General features: G+C 65.9%; 22 protein-coding genes. 9 read left to right on the top strand and 13 right to left on the bottom strand.

The features are described 5' to 3' along the window. Positions 1 to 122: 122 nt before the first annotated feature. Both LE190_RS19755 and LE190_RS19750 read right to left on the bottom strand, forming a co-directional pair. Positions 123 to 881 carry a 3-hydroxyacyl-CoA dehydrogenase gene (locus LE190_RS19755; RefSeq protein ID WP_225240307.1) on the bottom strand — a complete coding sequence of 253 codons (759 nt, stop codon included), beginning with the start codon at positions 879 to 881 and terminating at the stop codon, positions 123 to 125. Positions 882 to 1,022: 141 nt separating this feature from the next. After that, complete coding sequence (locus LE190_RS19750; RefSeq protein ID WP_225240306.1) at positions 1,023 to 1,670, bottom strand: hypothetical protein; 648 nt, start codon at positions 1,668 to 1,670, stop codon at positions 1,023 to 1,025. Between the two features lie 171 nt (positions 1,671 to 1,841). Here LE190_RS19750 and LE190_RS19745 point away from each other — a divergent pair, with 171 nt between their 5' ends. Further along, complete coding sequence (locus LE190_RS19745) at positions 1,842 to 2,354, top strand: DsbA family protein (protein ID WP_225240305.1); 513 nt, start codon at positions 1,842 to 1,844, stop codon at positions 2,352 to 2,354. A 64-nt stretch (positions 2,355 to 2,418) separates the two neighbouring features. On the opposite strand, the gene adk is transcribed toward LE190_RS19745, so the two are convergent. The 6 genes from adk to LE190_RS19715 form a co-directional block, all read right to left on the bottom strand. After that, a complete protein-coding gene (gene adk, locus LE190_RS19740; RefSeq protein ID WP_225240304.1) occupies positions 2,419 to 3,075 on the bottom strand; it encodes an adenylate kinase in 657 nt (218 codons plus the stop codon). A 205-nt stretch (positions 3,076 to 3,280) separates the two neighbouring features. Beyond that, entirely contained in the window at positions 3,281 to 4,033 is a 753-nt protein-coding gene (gene kdsB, locus LE190_RS19735) for a 3-deoxy-manno-octulosonate cytidylyltransferase (protein WP_225240303.1), read from the bottom strand. Positions 4,034 to 4,037: 4 nt separating this feature from the next. After that, a complete protein-coding gene (locus tag LE190_RS19730; RefSeq protein ID WP_224946452.1) occupies positions 4,038 to 4,208 on the bottom strand; it encodes a Trm112 family protein in 171 nt (56 codons plus the stop codon). Continuing rightward, a complete protein-coding gene (gene lpxK, locus LE190_RS19725) occupies positions 4,189 to 5,214 on the bottom strand; it encodes a tetraacyldisaccharide 4'-kinase (RefSeq protein ID WP_225240302.1) in 1,026 nt (341 codons plus the stop codon). The genes LE190_RS19730 and lpxK overlap by 20 nt, the downstream gene beginning before the upstream one ends. A 37-nt stretch (positions 5,215 to 5,251) precedes the next feature. Beyond that, the gene (locus LE190_RS19720; RefSeq protein ID WP_225240327.1) at positions 5,252 to 5,704 is read right to left on the bottom strand and encodes an ExbD/TolR family protein; all 453 of its coding nucleotides are present in this window, start codon (positions 5,702 to 5,704) and stop codon (positions 5,252 to 5,254) included. Further along, a complete protein-coding gene (locus LE190_RS19715; protein WP_224946450.1) occupies positions 5,704 to 6,312 on the bottom strand; it encodes a MotA/TolQ/ExbB proton channel family protein in 609 nt (202 codons plus the stop codon). Before LE190_RS19715 ends, LE190_RS19720 begins: the two co-directional genes overlap by 1 nt. A gap of 1,058 nt (positions 6,313 to 7,370) precedes the next feature. Between LE190_RS19715 and xseA the strand changes: the two genes are divergently transcribed. From xseA to LE190_RS19700, 3 genes are all read left to right on the top strand, one after another. Further along, complete coding sequence (gene xseA / locus LE190_RS19710) at positions 7,371 to 8,741, top strand: exodeoxyribonuclease VII large subunit (protein ID WP_225240301.1); 1,371 nt, start codon at positions 7,371 to 7,373, stop codon at positions 8,739 to 8,741. Positions 8,742 to 8,827: 86 nt separating this feature from the next. Continuing rightward, on the top strand, positions 8,828 to 9,406 hold the full coding sequence (locus LE190_RS19705; protein ID WP_225240300.1) for a superoxide dismutase: 579 nt from the start codon (positions 8,828 to 8,830) through the stop codon (positions 9,404 to 9,406). Between the two features lie 162 nt (positions 9,407 to 9,568). Further along, on the top strand, positions 9,569 to 10,066 hold the full coding sequence (locus LE190_RS19700; protein ID WP_225240299.1) for an arsinothricin resistance N-acetyltransferase ArsN1 family B: 498 nt from the start codon (positions 9,569 to 9,571) through the stop codon (positions 10,064 to 10,066). Positions 10,067 to 10,082: 16 nt separating this feature from the next. Here LE190_RS19700 and LE190_RS19695 read toward each other — a convergent pair whose 3' ends face one another. The 3 genes from LE190_RS19695 to LE190_RS19685 are packed head-to-tail and all read right to left on the bottom strand — an operon-like array spanning position 10,083 to position 13,114. Then, on the bottom strand, positions 10,083 to 10,400 hold the full coding sequence (locus tag LE190_RS19695; protein ID WP_225240298.1) for an ArsR/SmtB family transcription factor: 318 nt from the start codon (positions 10,398 to 10,400) through the stop codon (positions 10,083 to 10,085). Between the two features lie 37 nt (positions 10,401 to 10,437). Beyond that, entirely contained in the window at positions 10,438 to 11,652 is a 1,215-nt protein-coding gene (locus LE190_RS19690) for an MFS transporter (protein WP_225240297.1), read from the bottom strand. Between the two features lie 52 nt (positions 11,653 to 11,704). After that, entirely contained in the window at positions 11,705 to 13,114 is a 1,410-nt protein-coding gene (locus tag LE190_RS19685; protein WP_225240296.1) for an NAD(P)-binding protein, read from the bottom strand. Between the two features lie 208 nt (positions 13,115 to 13,322). Between LE190_RS19685 and LE190_RS19680 the strand changes: the two genes are divergently transcribed. Genes LE190_RS19680 through LE190_RS19670 form a run of 3 tightly spaced genes read left to right on the top strand, consistent with a single transcriptional unit; the run spans position 13,323 to position 15,431 of the window. Next, a complete protein-coding gene (locus LE190_RS19680; protein WP_225240295.1) occupies positions 13,323 to 13,655 on the top strand; it encodes an ArsR/SmtB family transcription factor in 333 nt (110 codons plus the stop codon). Beyond that, the gene (locus LE190_RS19675) at positions 13,652 to 14,131 is read left to right on the top strand and encodes an arsenate reductase ArsC (RefSeq protein ID WP_225240294.1); all 480 of its coding nucleotides are present in this window, start codon (positions 13,652 to 13,654) and stop codon (positions 14,129 to 14,131) included. The genes LE190_RS19680 and LE190_RS19675 overlap by 4 nt, the downstream gene beginning before the upstream one ends. Before the next feature lie 19 nt (positions 14,132 to 14,150). Beyond that, positions 14,151 to 15,431, top strand: coding sequence for an arsenic transporter (locus tag LE190_RS19670; RefSeq protein ID WP_225240326.1), 1,281 nt, complete (start codon positions 14,151 to 14,153; stop codon positions 15,429 to 15,431). Between the two features lie 89 nt (positions 15,432 to 15,520). Here LE190_RS19670 and LE190_RS19665 read toward each other — a convergent pair whose 3' ends face one another. Further along, positions 15,521 to 16,417, bottom strand: coding sequence for a LysR substrate-binding domain-containing protein (locus LE190_RS19665; RefSeq protein WP_225240293.1), 897 nt, complete (start codon positions 16,415 to 16,417; stop codon positions 15,521 to 15,523). A gap of 94 nt (positions 16,418 to 16,511) precedes the next feature. Here LE190_RS19665 and LE190_RS19660 point away from each other — a divergent pair, with 94 nt between their 5' ends. Beyond that, positions 16,512 to 17,618 carry a tartrate dehydrogenase gene (locus LE190_RS19660; protein WP_225240292.1) on the top strand — a complete coding sequence of 369 codons (1,107 nt, stop codon included), beginning with the start codon at positions 16,512 to 16,514 and terminating at the stop codon, positions 17,616 to 17,618. 104 nt (positions 17,619 to 17,722) lie between these two features. After that, complete coding sequence (locus LE190_RS19655; protein WP_439847499.1) at positions 17,723 to 18,427, top strand: response regulator; 705 nt, start codon at positions 17,723 to 17,725, stop codon at positions 18,425 to 18,427. Between the two features lie 68 nt (positions 18,428 to 18,495). Here the strand turns inward: LE190_RS19655 and LE190_RS19650 are convergent, their stop codons facing one another. Next, positions 18,496 to 18,945, bottom strand: coding sequence for a hypothetical protein (locus LE190_RS19650; protein WP_225240290.1), 450 nt, complete (start codon positions 18,943 to 18,945; stop codon positions 18,496 to 18,498). Positions 18,946 to 19,204: the final 259 nt, after the last annotated feature.

The raw sequence follows: 19,204 nt of genomic DNA, 5'->3' as shown, positions 1-19,204 counted from the left end.
ATTGTTCTTCGTCAAATCGGTTCTCCGGAAAGCAAACGGGCGCGCGGCTTGCGCCACGCGCCCGACATCCGCCCATCGTACAGCAATTGGCGGCGGCGTTCAGGACGCCCGCTCTGCGCCGCTTACTTCGGCTGCATGCGGATCGCGCCGTCCAGGCGGATCGTCTCGCCGTTCAGCATGACGTTCTCGATGATGGCCTTGGCCAGGTGCGCGTATTCCTTCGGCATGCCGAGGCGCGGCGGGAACGGCACCATCTTGCCCAGCGAATCGCGCACTTCCTGCGGCATGCCCATCAGCATCGGGGTTTCAAAAATGCCCGGGGCGATGGTCATCACGCGGATGCCGCTGCGCGCCAGGTCGCGCGCCATCGGCAGGGTCATGCCGGCCACGGCCGCTTTCGAGGAACCGTAGGCGGCCTGGCCGATCTGGCCGTCGAAGGCCGCGACCGAGGCGGTGTTGATGATGATGCCGCGCTCGCCGTATTCCGCCGCTTCGCTCTTGCCCATGGCGTCGGCCGCCAGGCGGCACATGTTGAAGGTACCGACCAGGTTGATGTTCACCGCGCGCTGGAAGGCATCCAGCGGGTGCGGGCCGTCCTTGCCGACGGTCTTGACGGCCGGCGCCACGCCGGCGCAGTTGACCAGGCCACGCAGCGTGCCCAGTTTGGTGGCCGCTTCGACCACGGCCAGGCCGTCGGCTTCCGAGGTCACGTCGCACTTGACGAACTGGCCGTCCAGTTCGGCCGCCAGGGCCGCACCGGCGTCAAGCTGCACGTCGGCGATGACGACCTTGCCGCCCGCCTCGGTGATCATGCGCGCGGTGGCCGCTCCCAGGCCCGAGGCGCCACCGGTGACGATGAACACGTTGTTCTGAATTTGCATGGTTTTCCCTTTTTAAAAGTTCTGGTGCCGCTGTCTGCACGCGGTGATGACGCAGTGATTACGCAATTACGTTTACGTAAACGTCAAACAGCGATTGTAGCGAACTTTTTGCTGGAAAAACCATTTATGCGGCTGCGTGCCTCAGATGCACTGGATATTCGCGCCGTTGCGCGTGCACAGGCGCCCGCTGCTGCTGACCCCGACATTGCCGTTGCCGGCGTTGTAGGTGGCGCCGCTGGCGTCCGTGCACAGGCTGCCGGCGCAGCCCACGGCCTGGCTGGTCTGCGGCACCAGTGGCGCCGGTGCCGCCGGCGCCGTCGTCGTGGGCGGGAACGGGATCGGCGCCGGCGCGGCGATGCGGGGCGTGCTTCCGACGCGCTGGACCGCGCCCGGGCGGCGCTGCGCCTGCTTGCCCCGCTTGTCGGCCGGCCGCGCTTCGGGACGTCCCTGGCGCTCCTGCTGGGTTTGCGGCTGGGTTTGCGGCTGGGTTTGCGGCTGGGTTTGCGGCTGGGCAGGCGGCTGCGGCGCCGGACGCGCCGAAGGGTCGGCCTCGTCCTGCTTGCCCGTCACCGGCGGCTGGCCGGCGCGCTCTTCCTGCGCCTGGGGCCGGGCTTCGCCGGCGCGCTGGCGCGTGGCCGGGCTGTCCTGGGGGTTGAGCACCGGGCCGTAGCTGGCACTGTCAGACACCGGCTTGCCGGTCGGCGGCTGCGGCGCGGCCGTGTTCTGCGCCAGTGCGCCGGCGGATCCAAAGGCCAGCAGGACGGCGATCAGGGACGGGATGGGACGCATGGCGCACCTCGCGATTCAAATGGGGACAGGCCATTATCGGCCGGCGCAGCCGGCTTCGTCGCACGCGAAACAATTCCTCACACTCGCGCCCGGCGGCTTGTCGGGCGGTAACGGGCGGCGCGGCGACGGGAGGCATGCGAAGATCGGCCCCTCACAGCCAAGGGAGCAGGAATGAGCCAGTTGCAGGTATCCGAGCAGGACCACGTCCGCGGCAGCCGCGACGCCGATATCGTCATTGTCGAGTACGGGGATTTCCAGTGTCCCTATTGCGCCCGTGCCCGTCCCATCCTGGCCGGGCTGCAGCAGCGCCACGGCGAGCGCATCGCGCTGGTGTACCGCCACCTGCCGCTCACCATGCACCCCCATGCGCAAGCAGCGGCCGAGGCGGCGGAAGCGGCCGCCGCGCAGGGCCGCTTCTGGGACATGCACGACGCGCTGTTCCGTCACCAGGCCCAGCTGGCACCGGGCCAGCTGCCGCTGCTGGCGCAGGAACTGGGCCTGGATGGCGGGCGCTTCGACGCCGACCTGGCCGAACGCCGGCACCGGGAGCGCATCCGGGAGCAGGCGGAACAGGGCAAGACGCTGGGGGCGAGCGGGACGCCGAGCTTCTTCATCAACGGCGAGCGCTATCACGGCGATTCGGACGAAGCGTCGCTGACGGCGGCAATCGAGCGCTATCTGTAGCGGGATCCAGAACCGGAAACAACAACGGCCCCGAAGGGCCGCATGGAAGCGGAACCTGGTCCGCTTATTCGGTCAGCGCCGTGAACGCCGCATCGCGCACCTGCTCGACCGGACCCACGCCCGAGATCTTGCGGTACTTCGGCGCACCCGGCAGGCCCGACTGCGCCCACTTGTTGTAGTAGCCGAGCAGCACTTCGGTCTGGTTGTGGTACACGGCCAGGCGCTTCAGGACGGTCTCTTCCCTGTCATCGTCGCGCTGCACCAGCGGTTCGCCGGTGACGTCGTCGACGCCGTCGACCTTCGGCGGATTGAACTTGGTGTGGTACACGCGGCCCGAGGCGGCGTGGGTGCGGCGGCCCGACATGCGCTCGACGATCAGCTCGTCAGGCACGTCGATTTCCAGCACGTAGTCGATCATCACGCCGCTGTCCTTCATGGCGTCGGCCTGGGCGATGGTGCGCGGGAAGCCGTCGAACAGGTAGCCGTTGGCGCAGTCGGTTTCCTTCAGGCGCTCTTTCACGAGACCGATGATGATGTCGTCCGACACCAGCTGGCCCGCATCCATCACCTTCTTGGCAGCCAGGCCCAGCTCGGTTCCCGCCTTGATCGCGGCACGCAGCATATCGCCGGTGGAAATCTGCGGGATGTTGAACTTTTCCTTGATGAAGTTGGCCTGGGTGCCCTTACCGGCTCCCGGTGCTCCTAGCAGAATGAGACGCATGAGTTTCCTAGATTCCTAGAGGATGTTGATAATTTTTATGTGCGCTAACGATCGCGTTTGATGCCACGTGTGATGCCGCATTTGATGTATATCTGGCTACTTGACACGAAAGTTACCACAAAAGTCAGCTTTAACGCCAATCCGGGGGGCCTCCGCCAACCCGTTTTGGCATGGCGCAGACAACGTAAAACTGGCGTAAGGAAGTTCAGGCAGCGTAGTGGCGGCGCACCCGCTCCAGGTCCTCGGGCGTATCGACGCCGGCCGGCGGCGCACTGTCGGTGATGTGCACGGCGATCGGATGGCCGTGCCATAGCACGCGCAACTGTTCCAGCGCCTCGATGGTTTCGAGCGGTGAACTTTCCAGCGCCGGGTAGGCCTGGAGGAAAGCGTTGCTGTACGCATAAAGACCGACGTGGCGCAGCGGCGCGGCGCCCGCGGGGAGCGCATCGCGCGTGGCGGCAAAGGCGTCGCGGTGCCAGGGAATGCTCGCGCGCGAGAAATACAGCGCCCTGCCCGCCTTGTCGAGGACCACCTTGACCACGTTCGGGTTGAACACCTCGGCGACGTCGCTGATCGGGTGGGCCACGGTGGCCATCGGCACGCCGTCGGCGATGCGCGCGGCGCAGGCGGCCAGCAGTGCCGGGTCGATCAGCGGCTCGTCGCCCTGCAGGTTGACCACGACCTCGTCTAGCGCCAGGCCCAGCTTGTGGGCCACTTCGGCGATGCGGTCGGTGCCCGACGGATGGTCGGCACGGGTCATGACGGCCTCCACGCCATGTGCGGCGCAGGCCGCCAGGATGTCGGGGTGGTCGGTGGCCACGATGATGCGCGCCGCGCCCGAGGCGCGGGCGCGCTCGGCCACGCGCACCACCATCGGCTTGCCGCCGAGGTCGGCCAGCGGCTTGTTCGGCAGGCGGGTCGAGGCCAGGCGGGCCGGGATGATGACGGTAAAACCCATCCGCTTACACCGGTTCGACCTTGCGCGCCTGGTCGGCCCACATGATCGGAATGCCATCCCGGATCGGGTAAGCAAGGCGGTCCGGGCTGCAGATGAGTTCCTGCGCCTTCTTGTCGTACTGGAGTGGGCCCTTGCACAGCGGGCAGACCAGGATATCAAGCAGTCGAGCGTCCACGACATTTCTCCACGATTTGTTCGGCCAGCGCGGGGTCGATCCGCGCCGTCACCGGCACGACCCACAAGCGCGGATCGTCCTTCAGGTTATCAAGTTGCCGACATTTTACTGCATCCTTCTCGGTGATCAGGATGACATCGGCATCCACCCCGTCGAAGGGACGGTCGAGGAAGTCGTGGTGGTCGGGCAAGGGCAGTTCGGCGAAGTCGAGCCCGGCGCCGCGCAGCATGGCGAAGAAGCGGCCCGGATTGCCGATGCCGGCCGCGGCCACGATGCGCCGGCCCTGCAGGCGCCCCAAGGGGAGGCAGGCTTCCGGCCGCCCCAGGGGTTCGGCGAAGCCGCCCGCCAGCTCCATGCGAAAAGGCTGGCCGCCGACCGCACGCGCCAGCGCCGCGCTGATCTCGGGCGCGTTCACCACCGTGAAGTCGCGCCGCCGCGAAGGCGGCTCGCGCAGCGGGCCGGCCGGCAGCAGCCAGCCGTTGCCGACACCGCGGCCGTCGAACAGGACGATCTCGATGTCGCGCGCCAGCGCGTAGTGCTGCAGGCCGTCGTCGGCGATCAGCACGTCGACCTCCGGGTGCGCCGCCAGCAGCGCCCTGCCCGCCTCGGCACGCCGGCGTCCGACCACCACCGGGCAGCCGGCGCGGGCCGCGATCAGGAGCGGTTCGTCGCCGACTTCGCGCGCATCCGACTGCGGGCCGACCGCGCGCGGCGCCGCTTCCTGCCCCCCGTGGCCGCGCGAGATCACGCCCGGACGCAAGCCAGCCGCGCGCAGGTTTTCCGCCAGCCAGATCGTGAGCGGGGTCTTGCCGGTACCGCCGATAAAGATATTGCCGACCACGATCACCGGCACCGGCAGGCGTTCGCCGTGCTTGATGCCGCTGCGGTAGAGCAGCGCGCGCAGCGCCGCCAGCAGGCGAAACAGCAGGGAAAGCGGCAGCAGCGCCAGCGCCAGCGGGCCGCGCCGCAGCCAGGCGCGGGTCAGGGTCGATTCGAGGGAAGCCATCACAGGACGCAAGGCGGACGCCGGGGCGTCCGCGTGCTCATTTGCCGGGATTGCCGGGACCGGTCTGGGCGGCGAAGGTCAGCTTGTCGTAGCCGGCCACGCGCGCCGCTTCCAGCACGTTGATCACCATCTGGTGCATCGCGAACTGGTCGGCATTGACGATCACCACCGGGTCGGTGGCGGGCTGGCCGTTCGGGCCGCCGTTCTGGGCCGCCCGGCGCAGGTCCTCGGCCAGGCCGGCCACGCTCTGGTAGGCGACCGGGACATTGTTCACCGTGTAGTTACCCTTGGCATCGACGGTCACGTTGATCTCGAAGGGGCGCTGCTCGACCTGCTCGGCGTCGGCCGTGGGCAGCGTGATCTGCAGTTCGGTGAACTTGCTGTAGGTGGTCGAGACCATCAGGAAGATCAGGACGACCAGCAGCACGTCGATGAACGGAATCAGGTTGATCTCCGGCTCCTCGCGCTGGCGGCCGCGGCGGAAGTTCATCATTTGCGGGTCCCGTGCACGACGTCGACGAATTTCACGGCCTGCAGTTCCATCTCGACGATGAAGCTGTCGACCAGGGCGCGGAAGTGGCGGTAGAACACCAGGGCCGGCATCGCGATGGCCAGGCCGAAGCCGGTGTTGTACAGGGCCACCGAGATGCCGTGGGCCAGCTGGGCCGGGTTGCTGCCGCCGGTCGGGCTCTGGGCGCCGAAGATCTCGATCATGCCGACCACGGTGCCGAACAGGCCCATCAGCGGGGCCAGCGAAGCGATGGTGCCGAGGGTGGTCAGGAAGCGTTCCAGGCCGTGGGCGACGCCGCGGCCCGCTTCCTCGATCGACTCCTTCATGACGTCGCGCGGCGCGTCCACGTTGCGCAGCGCGGCGGCCAGCACGGTGCCGAGCGGGGAATTGTGTTCCAGCTTGTCGATGACGTCGGGCGTGACTTTGCCGGCACGGTAGACCTGAGTGACTTCGGCTAGCAGGTCGCGGGGGAGGATCTTCTCGCGGCGCAGGTAGAGCAGACGTTCCACGATCAGGGCGACGGCGACGATCGAGGCGACCAGCAAGAGCCAGATGGGCCAGCCTGCAGCTTGGAAAATGGCGAGCAAGAGAAACTCCTGAGGGAAAGAAATCAATTCAGCAATGTAACAAGTTGCTAGCAGTGCGGCAAGTGCGCGACGTGCGGGTTCTGCACAAGTTCTGTGGATAAAAATGTGCGCAAGGCCCTGCGCCGAAGCAAAGTGCGTTGATTTGAAAGGACATTTTGAAGCTGCGCAAGAATAAGGCAGGTTGCGATGCGTGGGTCGGCCCGGCTTTGCCATGCATCGAAGCGACCGGTCGGCGGCCAGTTACGAACACAATCCGTGGACAAAATTGTGTGCAATGGCCGAGCCTGCTAACTAAACCATTGATTTGCATAGATAATTTTCCTAAGCAAAAAATTTAGGCAGGCTTCGCCGTACGCATCACATGTTGGGACTGTGCGGTTCCTCACATTTTTTGTGGACAAAAATGTGAGCAATGCCCTTTTTCGACAGCTAAGTGTTTGATCTCGCACAAAAAACCTAGTCTGCACAAAATTTAGTCAAAATCTGCCATAGGCAACATTCCAACGCGTTTTTCGCGTGTTTTGCACTGCACCTGCGGCTTTTGGCGCCCGAATGCAGAGAAAATTTTCCTCTGCACACTTTTTGTGGATAAGTTTGTGATGAAGCCTGTATGCCTGGAACTAAGCTTATGATTTTAATGGGATAGTTGCTGACTGCCTGCAGAACATGCAGCGCGCGAGACTCCTTCATGCGTCGGCCTGTCTTCCCTGCCATGCGCGATGCAATCCAGTTTGTACACAGCTTTTGTGGACAACATTGTGCTCAAGCCAGGCATATGCATGCTAAGTGCTTGATGCATAAGGCAAGCGGGGGGCTGGTCTGTTTTGCATGCAACCAATTGCGCCAATGGATGAGTTGCCCACAGTTTTTGTGGATAAGCCCCGCCTGGCGCTCCCCCACCCGGCTGCAAACCCTTGAATCGAAAGGCTTTTCAATAGAATGCATTGAAAACTGGCAACAACAGGATTGCGCGGGCAAGGCGCACGCCAGCGGGACGGCCCTTGTCGATTTCGCCCGGATATGACATAAGCATCGCTTTGCCCCGCACGAAAGCCGCCATGGAAGACCGATTCGACGCTGTCCCCGCCGACCCCGCCTACACCGCTCCGCCCGTCCTGAGCGTGACGGCCCTGAACCAGCAGGTGGCGCGCCTGCTCGAGCGCAGCTTTCCCCTGGTGTGGATCGGCGGCGAGATCTCGAATTTCACGCGCGCCAGCTCCGGCCACTGGTATTTCACGCTGAAGGACGACGCGGCCCAGGTGCGCGCCGTGATGTTCCGCAGCCGTGCCCAGTACGCCGGATTCACTCCGCGCGAAGGCGACAAGGTCGAGGTGCGCGCCCTGGTCACCCTGTACGGCGCGCGTGGCGACTACCAGATCAATGTCGAGACCATCCGCCGCGCCGGCGTCGGCCAGCTCTACGAAGCTTTCCTGCGGCTCAAGGAAAAACTCGAGGCCCAGGGCCTGTTCGATCCCGGCCGCAAGCGCCCGCTGCCGCTGTTCCCGCGCACCATCGGCATCGTCACCAGTCCCCAGGCGGCCGCGCTGCGCGACGTGCTCACCGCCCTGCGCCGCCGCGTACCGCACGTGCGGGTGATCCTTTACCCGGCCCCGGTGCAGGGCCAGTTCGCGGCCGACAAGATCGCGGAAGCCATCATGACCGCGTCGCGTCGCCAGGAAGCCGACGTGCTGCTGGTCTGCCGCGGCGGCGGCTCGATCGAGGATTTGTGGAGTTTCAACGAGGAGTGCGTGGCGCGCGCCATCGATGCCTGCGCGATCCCGGTGATCTCGGGCGTGGGCCACGAGACCGACGTCACCATCGCCGACTTCGCCGCCGACGTGCGCGCCGCCACGCCCACCGCCGCCGCCGAACTGGCGGCCACGCCGCGTGCCGACTGGCTGGCCTCGCTGGCAGGGGACGCCCAGGACCTGCGCCGCGCGCTGCGCCGCACGCTGTCGGATGCGAGCCAGGGCCTGGACGGCTACAGCCGCCGCCTGCTCAGCCCCGCGGCCCAGATCCGCCACCAGCGCGTGAAGCTGCTGGCGATGGCGGCCGCGCTGACCCATGCGGTACGCACCCCGGTCAACCGCCAGACGCTGGTGCTGGCCCAGTTGCAGCAGCGCTGGGTGCGCCACCGTCCCGACCTGCGCACGCTGCGCGCCCAGCTGCTCGCCGAGGGACGCCACCTGAACGCCAGCCTGTGTAGCGGCATCAAGGCGCGCCGCGACGCCCTGGGCGCGCTGGCGGCCCAGCTGGAACTGCTGAATCCGCAGCGCACCCTGGAGCGCGGCTACGCCATCGTGCGCAATGCGCAGGGCGAGGTGCTGCGCGACCCGGACCAGGTCAAGGCGCGCCGGAAGCTGTCGCTGCGCCTGGCGGGCGGCAGCGTGGAAATCGGCGTGTCCAGCACACAAAGCCTGTCCGAATAGCTAGCCATCCATGCAACACCGGCCCATCCGGTTTAGAATGACGCCGCTCTGGAACAAAACCTGTCCAACCACACGAAGGAAGAAACATGGAACATACCCTGCCGCCACTGCCATACGCCAAGGATGCCCTGCAGCCGCACATCTCGGCCGAGACCCTGGAATTCCACCATGGCAAGCACCACCAGACCTATGTCACCAACCTGAACAATATGATCAAAGGGACTGAGTACGAAAACATGTCCCTGGAAGAGATCATCCAGAAATCGACCGGCGGCGTGTTCAACAACTCGGCCCAGGTGTGGAACCACACCTTCTTCTGGAACTGCATGTCGCCGAACGGCGGCGGCGCGCCGACCGGCAAGGCGCTCGATGCCATCAACGCCAAGTGGGGCTCGTTCGACAAGTTCAAGGAAGAGTTCAACAAATCGGCCCTGGGCAACTTCGGCTCGGGCTGGACCTGGCTGGTGCAGAAGACCGACGGCAGCGTCGACATCGTCAACACCTCGAATGCCGGCACCCCCCTGACCACCTCGGACAAGCCGCTCTTGACCGCCGACGTGTGGGAGCACGCCTATTACATCGACTACCGCAATGCGCGCGCCAAGTTCCTGGACGCCTTCTGGAACGTCGCCAACTGGGACTTCGTGAACCAGAACATGGCCTGAACGCCGTCCGGCGTTTCGTCATCATCAAGTTAGCAAGGACTTGATGCACACAGCCCGCTTCTGCGGGCTGTGTCCGTTGGCGTCGCGCTCGCCCGGACCTGCTTCGGCGTAGCACGTGCCGCGCATCCGTTCTCCTTGGACCTGCCATTCCCGACGACACCCATGCCGAGCATTCACCTGCGCTGCGCATCGCCGGCCGACGCCGCGCCGATCTGCGCCATCTATCACCCGTACGTGGCGAACACCGCCATCACCTTCGAAGAGGAAGCGGTCACGACGCCCGACATGGCGCAGCGCATTGCCGATGTGCATGGCGCAGGCCTGCCCTGGCTGGTGCTCGAGGTGGACGGCAAGCTTGCGGGCTATGCCTACGCGACCAGGTGGAGAGTGCGGCCGGCCTACCGCCATTCGGTCGAGAGCACGATCTACCTGGATGCGGCCTTCACCGGCCGCGGCCTGGGGCGTGTGCTCTACGGCGCCTTGCTGGACGAGCTGGGCAAGCGCGGGCTGCACATGGTCATCGGCGGCATCGCCTTGCCGAACGACAGCAGCGTCGGCCTGCATGAAGCCCTCGGCTTCCGCAAGGCCGCTCACTTCACGGAGGTGGGCTTGAAGTTCGGACGCTGGATCGACGTGGGCTACTGGGAACGCAAACTCTGAGCCCGCTGCTTTCTCGCTAGAGACTGCCGATCGCCGACTTCAGCGCCTGCAGCCGCTCCTGGTTGACGCAGTAGCAGACGCGCTGCACATCGGACGAGCCCTCGATCAGGCCAGCTTCCTTCAGGATCGAGACATGCTGGGAGATCGTCGATGGCGCCAGGGGCAGCACGTCAGCCAGATTGCCGAAATAGCAGGCACCATGATCGCTGAGATGGCGCAGCAGCTGGATACGCGCCGGGTGCGCCAGCGCCTTGCACATGCGCGCGAGGTCATCGGCATCGATGTGCGCAGCGCGCGCGCGCGGGGTATCCGGAGGACAGCAGGAGGTTGACATCGGGTTCATTCCTTGTGTGGCGAACGCAGGATAGACGTCAGGCAGTGCGCTTGTCAAAACCTTTGGCAGCCTGCCCCTTTCGTTCCATGGTGACTGCCCGCAGGTAGAACGCCAGCGAGACGATGGAGATGGCCAGCAGCATGGACAGCAACACCGTCAGCCCGCCGTCGTGGCGCAGGACCGCCGTAGCAACGAGCGGTCCCGCCGCCTTCGACAACAGCGAAGGGCCTGCCATCGCTCCTGCGATGGCGCCATAGTGTTCGCGGCCGAACAGCACCTGTGGAATCGCACCACGCACGATCGTCAGGATGCCGTTGCTCAGGCCGTAGAGCACGCAGAACAAAGCCGCTGTCCAGGCCTGCGACCCGTACAGCACGAGGACGAGCAAGGCCGCGGGCAGCATTGCGAAGCTCAGCTTGCCGACCGTTTGCGGGGCCATGTTCCGTGCCAGCGTCATCTCCCCCACCCGCCCGAGCACTTGCATGGGACCGATCAGCGCGGCCAGCAGGACTGCCGCGTCGGCGGATTGCCCCAGGTCCTGCAGCAGGGGGATCAGGTGGACCGCCATGGCCGAGAAGATGAAGGTATTGGCCGAGAACGCCAGTGCCAGCGTCCAGAATGCGGGATGGCGCACGGCCTGGGCCAGGGTATGGCCCGGGCGAATGCCAGCCGGCCCCGCTTGGACGCCGCGTGCGCGGTCGGAACCAAGCCAGAGATGAAGCGGCATGCACACGATGAGCTGGACGGCGCCATACCACAGGTAGGTGTCGCGCCAGCCAAGCGCCGTGTGCAGCGCGGCGGTCAGCGGCCAGAACACGGTACTGGCAAAGCCGCCGAACAGCGTCAGGCTTGAAATCGCCCCCCTGGAGCCGGTGTCGAGCTTGCGGTTGATCGTGGCGAAAGCGGCTTCGTACAGGGTAAGCGCCATGGCCAGGCCGATCAGCGTCCAGGCCAGATAGTAGGACACGACACCGCTGCAATGGCCCAGCCAGCCCAGGCCCAGGGCGGACAGGAAGGAGCCGGCCGCCATCATGGTGCGGCCACCGTAGCGGTCCAGCAGGATGCCGGCCGGCGTGGCCGCCAGCCCGGCAACCAGCAGTGCCCATGAAAAGGCACCGAACACGAGTTCCGGCGCAAGGGCCAGGTCACGCTGGATGTCCGGCGCGACAATAGTGAAAGCATAGTAAAGCGCACCCCAGGAAACGACCTGGGTGACGGCAAGGATGCCGATGGTCTTCGATGGCTGATGCACGGGTCACTCCGGGATGGCAGCGCCGGACGGCGCCGGCGGCAGGATCGCTCGATCAGGCACAGCAGCTCACCTCGACCGGCCTGCCGCAACCGCAGGCGCCGGATAGAGACGGTGCGGGCTCGCAGCAGGAAGCGGCCGATGCAGCCGGCGCACCGCAGCAGGCGCCTGCCTGCCCGGCTGCCGCATCCTCGTACGCCAGGCGCGTATTGCAGACGCCCGTTTCGGGAAGGTCGAGCTGGACGTCGTCGGCCGCCGCCATGTCGCCGACCAGGGCCGCAACCACCGAACGCACCTGTTCGTACCCAGTCGCCAGCAGGAAGTTCGGCGCGCGGCCATAGCTTTTTGCACCGACGGCGTAGTAGCCCGGCTCCGGGTGGGCGAGTTCGCGATGGCCGTGCGGGCGGACCGTGCCGCAGCTATGTTCGTTCGGGTCGATCAGCGGCGCCAGCGCATCGGTGCTTTCGAGCCATGGATCGTGGCGCAAGCGCAGCTCGCGGGTCAGCGCCAGGTCGGGCCGTGCGCCAGCCGCGCAGACGATGCGGTCGATCCCGTCGATTACCGGCGCCGCGCCGTCGACCTGCGCTCCGATCACCCGAACCCTGCCATCGACCTCGCGCAGCGCCTCGATCCGGAAATTCTGGTGGAGCGCCAGGCCGCCGGCATCGCGCAGCGCCTTCAGGCGCATCCCCAGCTGGCCGCGCGCCTGCAGGCCATCGGCTTCGCCGCCGCCGAACACCCGGGCCAGCTGGCTGCCGCGGGTCACCCACACGATGCCGGTTCCCGGGTGTTCCTGGGCGAGCTGGGCCAGCGCGAGCAGCGTGCCGGCCGCGGAGTGCCCGGCGCCCACGACCATGGTCCGCCGGCCGGCAAACCGTGCGCGTGCGGCACCGAGCACGTCGGGCATGCCGTAGTCGATGCGCGCGGCCAGCTCCGCCTCCCCGAGCGCAGGGATCCCATCCGCGCCCAGGGGGTTGGGATGCGACCAGGTACCGGTTGCATCGATCACCCTGCTCGCCAGGAACTGGCGCGGGCCATCGGCTGTTTCGGTACGGATGAGGAAGGGAGCGCCGTCGCGGCCACGGGTCTTGACCTTGTCGAAGCCCACACGGGTGATCGCCGTGACACGGTGGCCGAGCCGCAGACCAGCCGCAATCCCGGGCGCCCCCGCCAGCGGTAGCAGGTAATCGTCGAGCAGTTCGCCGGCGGTAGGCAGGACGTCGGCGGCCGGCGCCTTCCAGCCCTGGCCCTGCAGCAGGCGGCGCGCGGCCTTGTCGACGTTGTACTGCCAGGGCGAGAACAGGCGTACGTGGCGATAGGTCGACAGGTTGGCGCCTACGCTTGCCCCTGCCTCGAGAAGCAGCGGGGTCAGGCCGCGTTCGATCAGATGCGCTGCCGCTGCGAGGCCGACCGGACCTGCGCCCAGTACCGCGACCGGCAATGCTTGTTTGGCGTTCGTGTTCATGGTTTGCTCTCCTGGTCAAACCGGCGTCCGCCGGATATCGGTTACCGGTCGCAACGGGCCGTTATTCGTTATTCGTTATTCGACGAACGAAGAATAATGCCCGGGAATCGCGGGTGTCAAGACATTTCGATAAATCTCGAACAGTCGTATTGTTTATGAAAATCTATTCGACTATACTCAAAGTATGGAAACGACCAAGGAAGCGATCATGGTAGACAAGGATGCAGTCGTGGCCCTGGCCGCGCTCGCGCAAGAATCACGACTGGCAACGTTCCGGCTCCTTGTCCAGGCCGGCCCTGGAGGACTCGCTGCCAGCAGGATTGCGGAAGCACTCGGCATGCCGCCATCGTCGCTCTCGTTTCACCTGAAAGAGCTGACCCACGCGAACCTCATCGTGCCGCGCCAGGAAGGCCGCTTCGTCATCTATGCCGCGCAGTTCGGGACGATGAACGCCTTGCTTGGCTTCCTCACCGAGAACTGCTGCGGCGGCAATTCCTGTTCCTCCATCGGCAGCCAGGCGTGCGAAGCGGGCCCGACATGAACGTATTGTTCCTCTGCACCGGCAATTCCTGCCGCTCGCTGATCAGCGAGGCCGTCTTCAAGCACCTCGCCCCCGGCGGCTGGCACGCGCTGAGCGCGGGCAGCCAGCCCACCGGCAAGCTGAACGAGCGGGCACTTGCCCTGCTGGCCAGCAAAGGCATTCCGACCGAGGGTTTTACCAGCAAGTCGTGGGACAGCCTCCCGGTCACGCCGGACATCGTCGTCACAGTCTGCGCCAGTGCCGCGGGCGAGACCTGCCCGGCCTACCTCGGTCCGGTCCTGCGGACGCACTGGGGCGTGGACGACCCGAGCCATGTCGTCGGTACCGAAGACGAGATCAGCGCCGCCTTCGAGCGAGCCTATGCGATCCTGCGCGCCCGCATCGAAGCCTTCCTGGCCCTGCCGCTGGACGCCTTGCGTGGCGACCCCGCCAGGCTCAAGACCGAGCTCGACCGCATCGGCCGCATCGACGCCTGACCTGCTTGAAAGATTTTTTCTGATGATCGCTTTCCTCATTTTCCTGGCGACCCTGACATTCGTCATCTGGCAGCCGCGCGGGCTGGGCATCGGCTGGAGCGCGTCAGCGGGCGCCGCTGTGGCCCTGCTTGCCGGCGTCATCCACGTCAGCGACATCCCGATCGTCTGGGACATCGTCTGGAACGCGACCGGCGCCTTCGTCGCCGTGATCATCATCAGCCTGCTGCTCGACAAGGCCGGCTTCTTCGAGTGGGCCGCGCTGCACGTGGCGCGCTGGGGTGGCGGCAATGGCCGGCGCCTGTTCGTGATGCTGGTCCTGCTGGGTGCCGCGGTGGCCGCGCTGTTTGCGAACGATGGCGCCGCCCTGATCCTCACGCCCATCGTCATCGCCATGCTGGTCGCCCTGCGTTTTTCGCCCAGGGCGACGCTTGCCTTCGTGATGGCGGCCGGCTTCATCGCCGACACCGCCAGCCTGCCGCTGGTCGTCTCGAACCTCGTCAATATCGTCTCGGCCGACTATTTCGATATCGGCTTCGCACGCTATGCCGCGGTGATGGTTCCCGTGAACCTGGTGTCGGTGGCGGCCACGCTGGCTGCGCTCCTCTGGTTCTTTCGCAATGACATTCCCGCCGACTACGACCTGGCACAGCTCAAGCGCCCGCAGGAAGCCATCCATGACCGCACGACCTTCCTGACTGGCTGGTGGGTATTGGCGATGCTGCTCGCAGGCTTTTTCTGGCTCGACGAGGCCGGCATCCCGATCAGTGCCGTGGCCGCGGCCGGCGCTGTCCTCCTGCTCGCGGTGGCGGCGCGCGGTCACCGCATCTCGACCCGGGAAGTCCTGCGCGGAGCGCCCTGGCAGGTCGTCGTCTTTTCGCTGGGGATGTACCTGGTCGTGTATGGCCTGCGCAATGCCGGCCTGACCGCTTACCTGACGACCCTGCTCAACCTGTGCGCCGGGCAGGGCCTCTGGGGCGCCGCGCTCGGCACTGGCTTCCTCACCGCCATCCTGTCGTCGGTCATGAACAACATGCCGACCGTGCTGGTAGGTGCCCTGGCCATCGATGCGAGCGCGGCCCAGGGCGTGGTGCGGGAGGCGATGGTGTACGCGAACGTCATCGGCGCCGACCTCGGTCCGAAGATCACGCCGATCGGCAGCCTCGCTACCCTGCTGTGGCTGCACGTGCTGGCGGCGAACAACATCCGTATCTCCTGGGGCTATTATTTCCGGACCGGTATCTTGCTGACGCTGCCGATTCTCCTGCTTACCCTGGCCGCGCTTGCGCTGCGTCTGAGCTAGGACGAAGGAAGCGGCACGGCAGCATCCCGCAGCTTCCCGCCATCGGGCGGCGCTGCCGGGCCTGCCGCCGGCGCGCGCCGTTTCCTGCTTCACGCCGGCTGCAAATGCCGGTGCAGGTAGTCCACGCACACCCGCACCCGGCTTGAGCCGGCCAGGCGCTGCGGGTACACGGCCCAGACATTCGCCGGCTGGGTGTACTCGGGCAGCACATGGCGCAGGCTGCCCGCGTCGAGGTAGGCCTGCGCATCCCAGCGCGAACGCAGCACGATGCCGCCCCCCTCCACCGCCCAGCGCAGCGCGATCTCGCCATGGTTGGTCGACAGCGCGCCCGCCACCCGCACCGTTTCTTCGCCGTGCCGTCCCTGCAGGCGCCAGCTGCCCAGCGGATGGTCGCGTTCCTTGATCGCCAGGCACTGGTGGGCGGCCAGTTCCTTCAACGTCGCCGGCGTGCCATGGCGCGCCAGATAGGCGGGCGCGGCGCACAGGATGCGGTGGTTGTCCATCAGCTTGCGCGCCACCAGCCGGGGCGGGATGGCGTCGCCGATGCGCACGTCCAGGTCGAAGCCCTCGGCCGCCGTGTCCACCAGGCGGTCGAACACCTCGAAGCGGATCTGCAGCCGCGGATAGGCGGCCGCCAGCCGCGCGATCACGGGCGCGACCACCTTGCGCCCGAAGCCGAAGCTGCTGCAGATGCGCAGCCGCCCGGCCGGCGCCTCGCGCTGTTCGGCGAGCTCGTCGAGCATGTCGTCGATCTGTTCGAGGATCAGCTGGGCGCGCCCATAGATGCGCTCACCCTCCTCGGTGATCAGGATGCGCCGCGTCGAGCGCTCGAACAGGCGTACGCCGAGCCTTGACTCGAGTACGCCGATACGCTTGCTGACAAAGGCGGCCGACATCCCCAGCGCCTCGGCCGCGCCGGCGAAACTGCCCTTGCGCACGACCTCGACCAGGACCCGCAGGTCGCCATTTTCGACTTGATTATTCACGAATCATGTTCCATGAAGCCACGTTATGCCCGATTATAAACGCTGTGTTTTCTTGCTAAGCTGAGCGCCGATAAGCTATCTACAGGAGCCAGGCATGCAGCAGCACGCTAATCAAACGCAGCAAGCGCAGCAAACACGGCACAGGATCGCCGTAATCGCCGGCGACGGCATCGGCAAGGAAGTCATGCCCGAGGGCTTGCGCGCGCTGGAAGCGGCCGCCAGGCGCTTCGGTATCGCGCTGGAGTTCGTCCACTTCGACTGGGCCAGCTGCGACTACTACCTCGCCCACGGCCAGATGATGCCGGACGACTGGAAGCAGCAGCTGGCCGCTTGCGAGGCGATTCTCTTCGGCGCGGTCGGCTGGCCCGACACGGTGCCCGACCACATCTCGCTCTGGGGCTCGCTGCTGAAGTTCCGGCGCGAGTTCGACCAGTACGTGAACCTGCGCCCGGTGCGCCTGATGCCCGGGGTGCCCTGCCCGCTCGCGAACAAGGGGCCGGGCGACATCGACTTCTACGTCGTGCGCGAGAACACCGAAGGCGAGTACTCGGCGGTGGGCGGGCGCATGTTCGAGGGCACCGAGCGCGAGCTGGTGCTGCAGGAAGCGGTGTTCACCCGTCACGGCACCGATCGCATCCTGCGCTACGCCTTCGAACTGGCGCAGCGCCGCCCGAAGAAACACCTGACCGCGGCCACCAAGTCGAACGGCATCGCGATCTCGATGCCCTATTGGGACGAGCGGGTGGCGGCAATCGGGGGCGACTATCCGGACGTGCGATGGGACAAGTATCACGTCGACATCCTGGCCGCCCGCTTCGTGCTCTCGCCGGAACGCTTCGACGTGGTGGTGGCCTCGAACCTGTTCGGCGACATCCTGTCGGACCTGGGCCCGGCCTGCGCCGGCACGATCGGCATCGCGCCCTCCGCCAACCTGAATCCCGAGCGCCGCTTTCCTTCCCTGTTCGAGCCGGTACACGGTTCGGCGCCCGATATCTATGGGAAAAACATCGCCAATCCGATCGGCATGGTGTGGTCGGGCGCGATGCTGCTGGAATTCCTGGGCTACCGCGAGGCGCACGACGCGCTGCTGCGGGCGATCGAGGGCTGCCTGGTGCAGGGCCCGCGCACACCGGACATGGGCGGCACGGCCAGCACCACCGAGGTCGGACGGGCGATCGCCGAGGGCGTCGCGCAAGCCTAGACGGGCCGCAGCGCCTTTCTTCTTGCACATGTCACCGTTTGTATGAGAATGTCCCCCCTTTGTAGGGGCTGTGCTTTCTGACAAGCACTCTTATACAATTCCGGCTGGAGGAAAACATGAGCATGTACCGAGTGATGTTGGTGGAAGACGATGCGCGCCTGGCCGAGCTCGTCACCGAATACCTGTCCGGCTATGAATTCACGGTCGACCTGGTCAGTCGCGGCGACCAGGCGCTGGAGCGCTTCCGCGCGCTCACGCCCGACGTCGTCGTGCTCGACCTGATGCTGCCTGGCCTGGACGGCATGGTGGTCTGCCGCCAGATCCGCGAGACGTCGGAGGTGCCGATCCTGATCCTGACCGCGCGCGAGGATTCCTACGACGAAGTCTCCGGCCTGGAACAGGGCGCCGACGACTTCGTCAACAAGCCGGTGCAGCCGCGGGTGCTGCTGGCGCGCCTGCGCGCCCTGATGCGGCGCACCGCCCAGGCCAAGGGTAGCGACGCGCGCGTGCTGCAGTTCGGCGCCCTGCGCATCGTGACCACCGACCGCAGCGTGATGTGGCGCGGCGAACCCTGCGTGCTGTCGAACACCGAATACAAGCTGCTGCTGGTGCTGGCCGAAGCGGCTGGACGCGTGCTCTCGCGCGATGCGCTGCTCAAGAAGATGCGTGGGATCGAGTTCGATGGCCTCGACCGCAGCATCGACAACTGCATCTCCAAACTGCGCCGCAAGTTCGAGGATGCCGAGTCGGAGAAGATCAAGACGGTGTGGGGAGAAGGCTACCTGTTTTCGCCGTCGGCCTGGAACTGAAGAGGAAGCCGTTTCTCTCGGATCGCCTCCCCTGGATCCGCCGCGCACCACCGTCCCCAGTGACGGCTTCAACGCTCCAGGAGCGCCCGGACCTTCCTAGCGACCAATTGTCCACCGGGCATTGCCTCCGAATTGCCGCAGCTATCGATCCACTTGCCTCGGTTTGCGCTTGAAATGAACAGGATGTGTTCTTCGCCGACGCTCATGGGGTAGCGGGATGATGTGTTTTCATTCTCGACGATGATCACGCCTGGCAGACTGCCCTTCAGCTTTTTCAGCACTTTGATGCCTAGCCTGGATGCCGTCAGGCCCTCCGGATCGTCTGGATCTTCCTGCACGCGCTGTTCGGAAAGCACACGACCGATGATGACCGCCTCGGCGGTATGAACCTCCTCAGCGAGGGGAAGCTTGTATCCCGATCGGCCGCTGACTGGATCGCGGCAAACTGCATGGGCAGGCACGGAGTGGACCAGGAGTGCCAGCAGAAGCAATCCAGGCAAACCAATTTTTTCGTTCATGGGCCCGCTGTCCTATCGTGAACGGGGTACGCGAGCATTGGGTACGCCGGAGCCGATACAAGGACCTTCGCGCGACGATGCGAATGCGTAGCGCCGTGACAAAGTTGTTGTTCCTTGTCCCAGCTGCCACCACGGTCCAGGCAACTGTCTGTTCGCACTTCGTTCCGCAAGTACATACCAAGCGCGACCAACAAGGACAGCACACATGCTCCAAGGACGATTTTTCCGGTTTTCATGCGTGGTGCGGCTCCCCAGGGCG

Source organism: Massilia hydrophila, from assembly GCF_020208145.1.
Lineage (GTDB): Bacteria > Pseudomonadota > Gammaproteobacteria > Burkholderiales > Burkholderiaceae_D > Telluria > Telluria hydrophila.
This window is presented reverse-complemented; position numbering and strand designations above follow the sequence as displayed.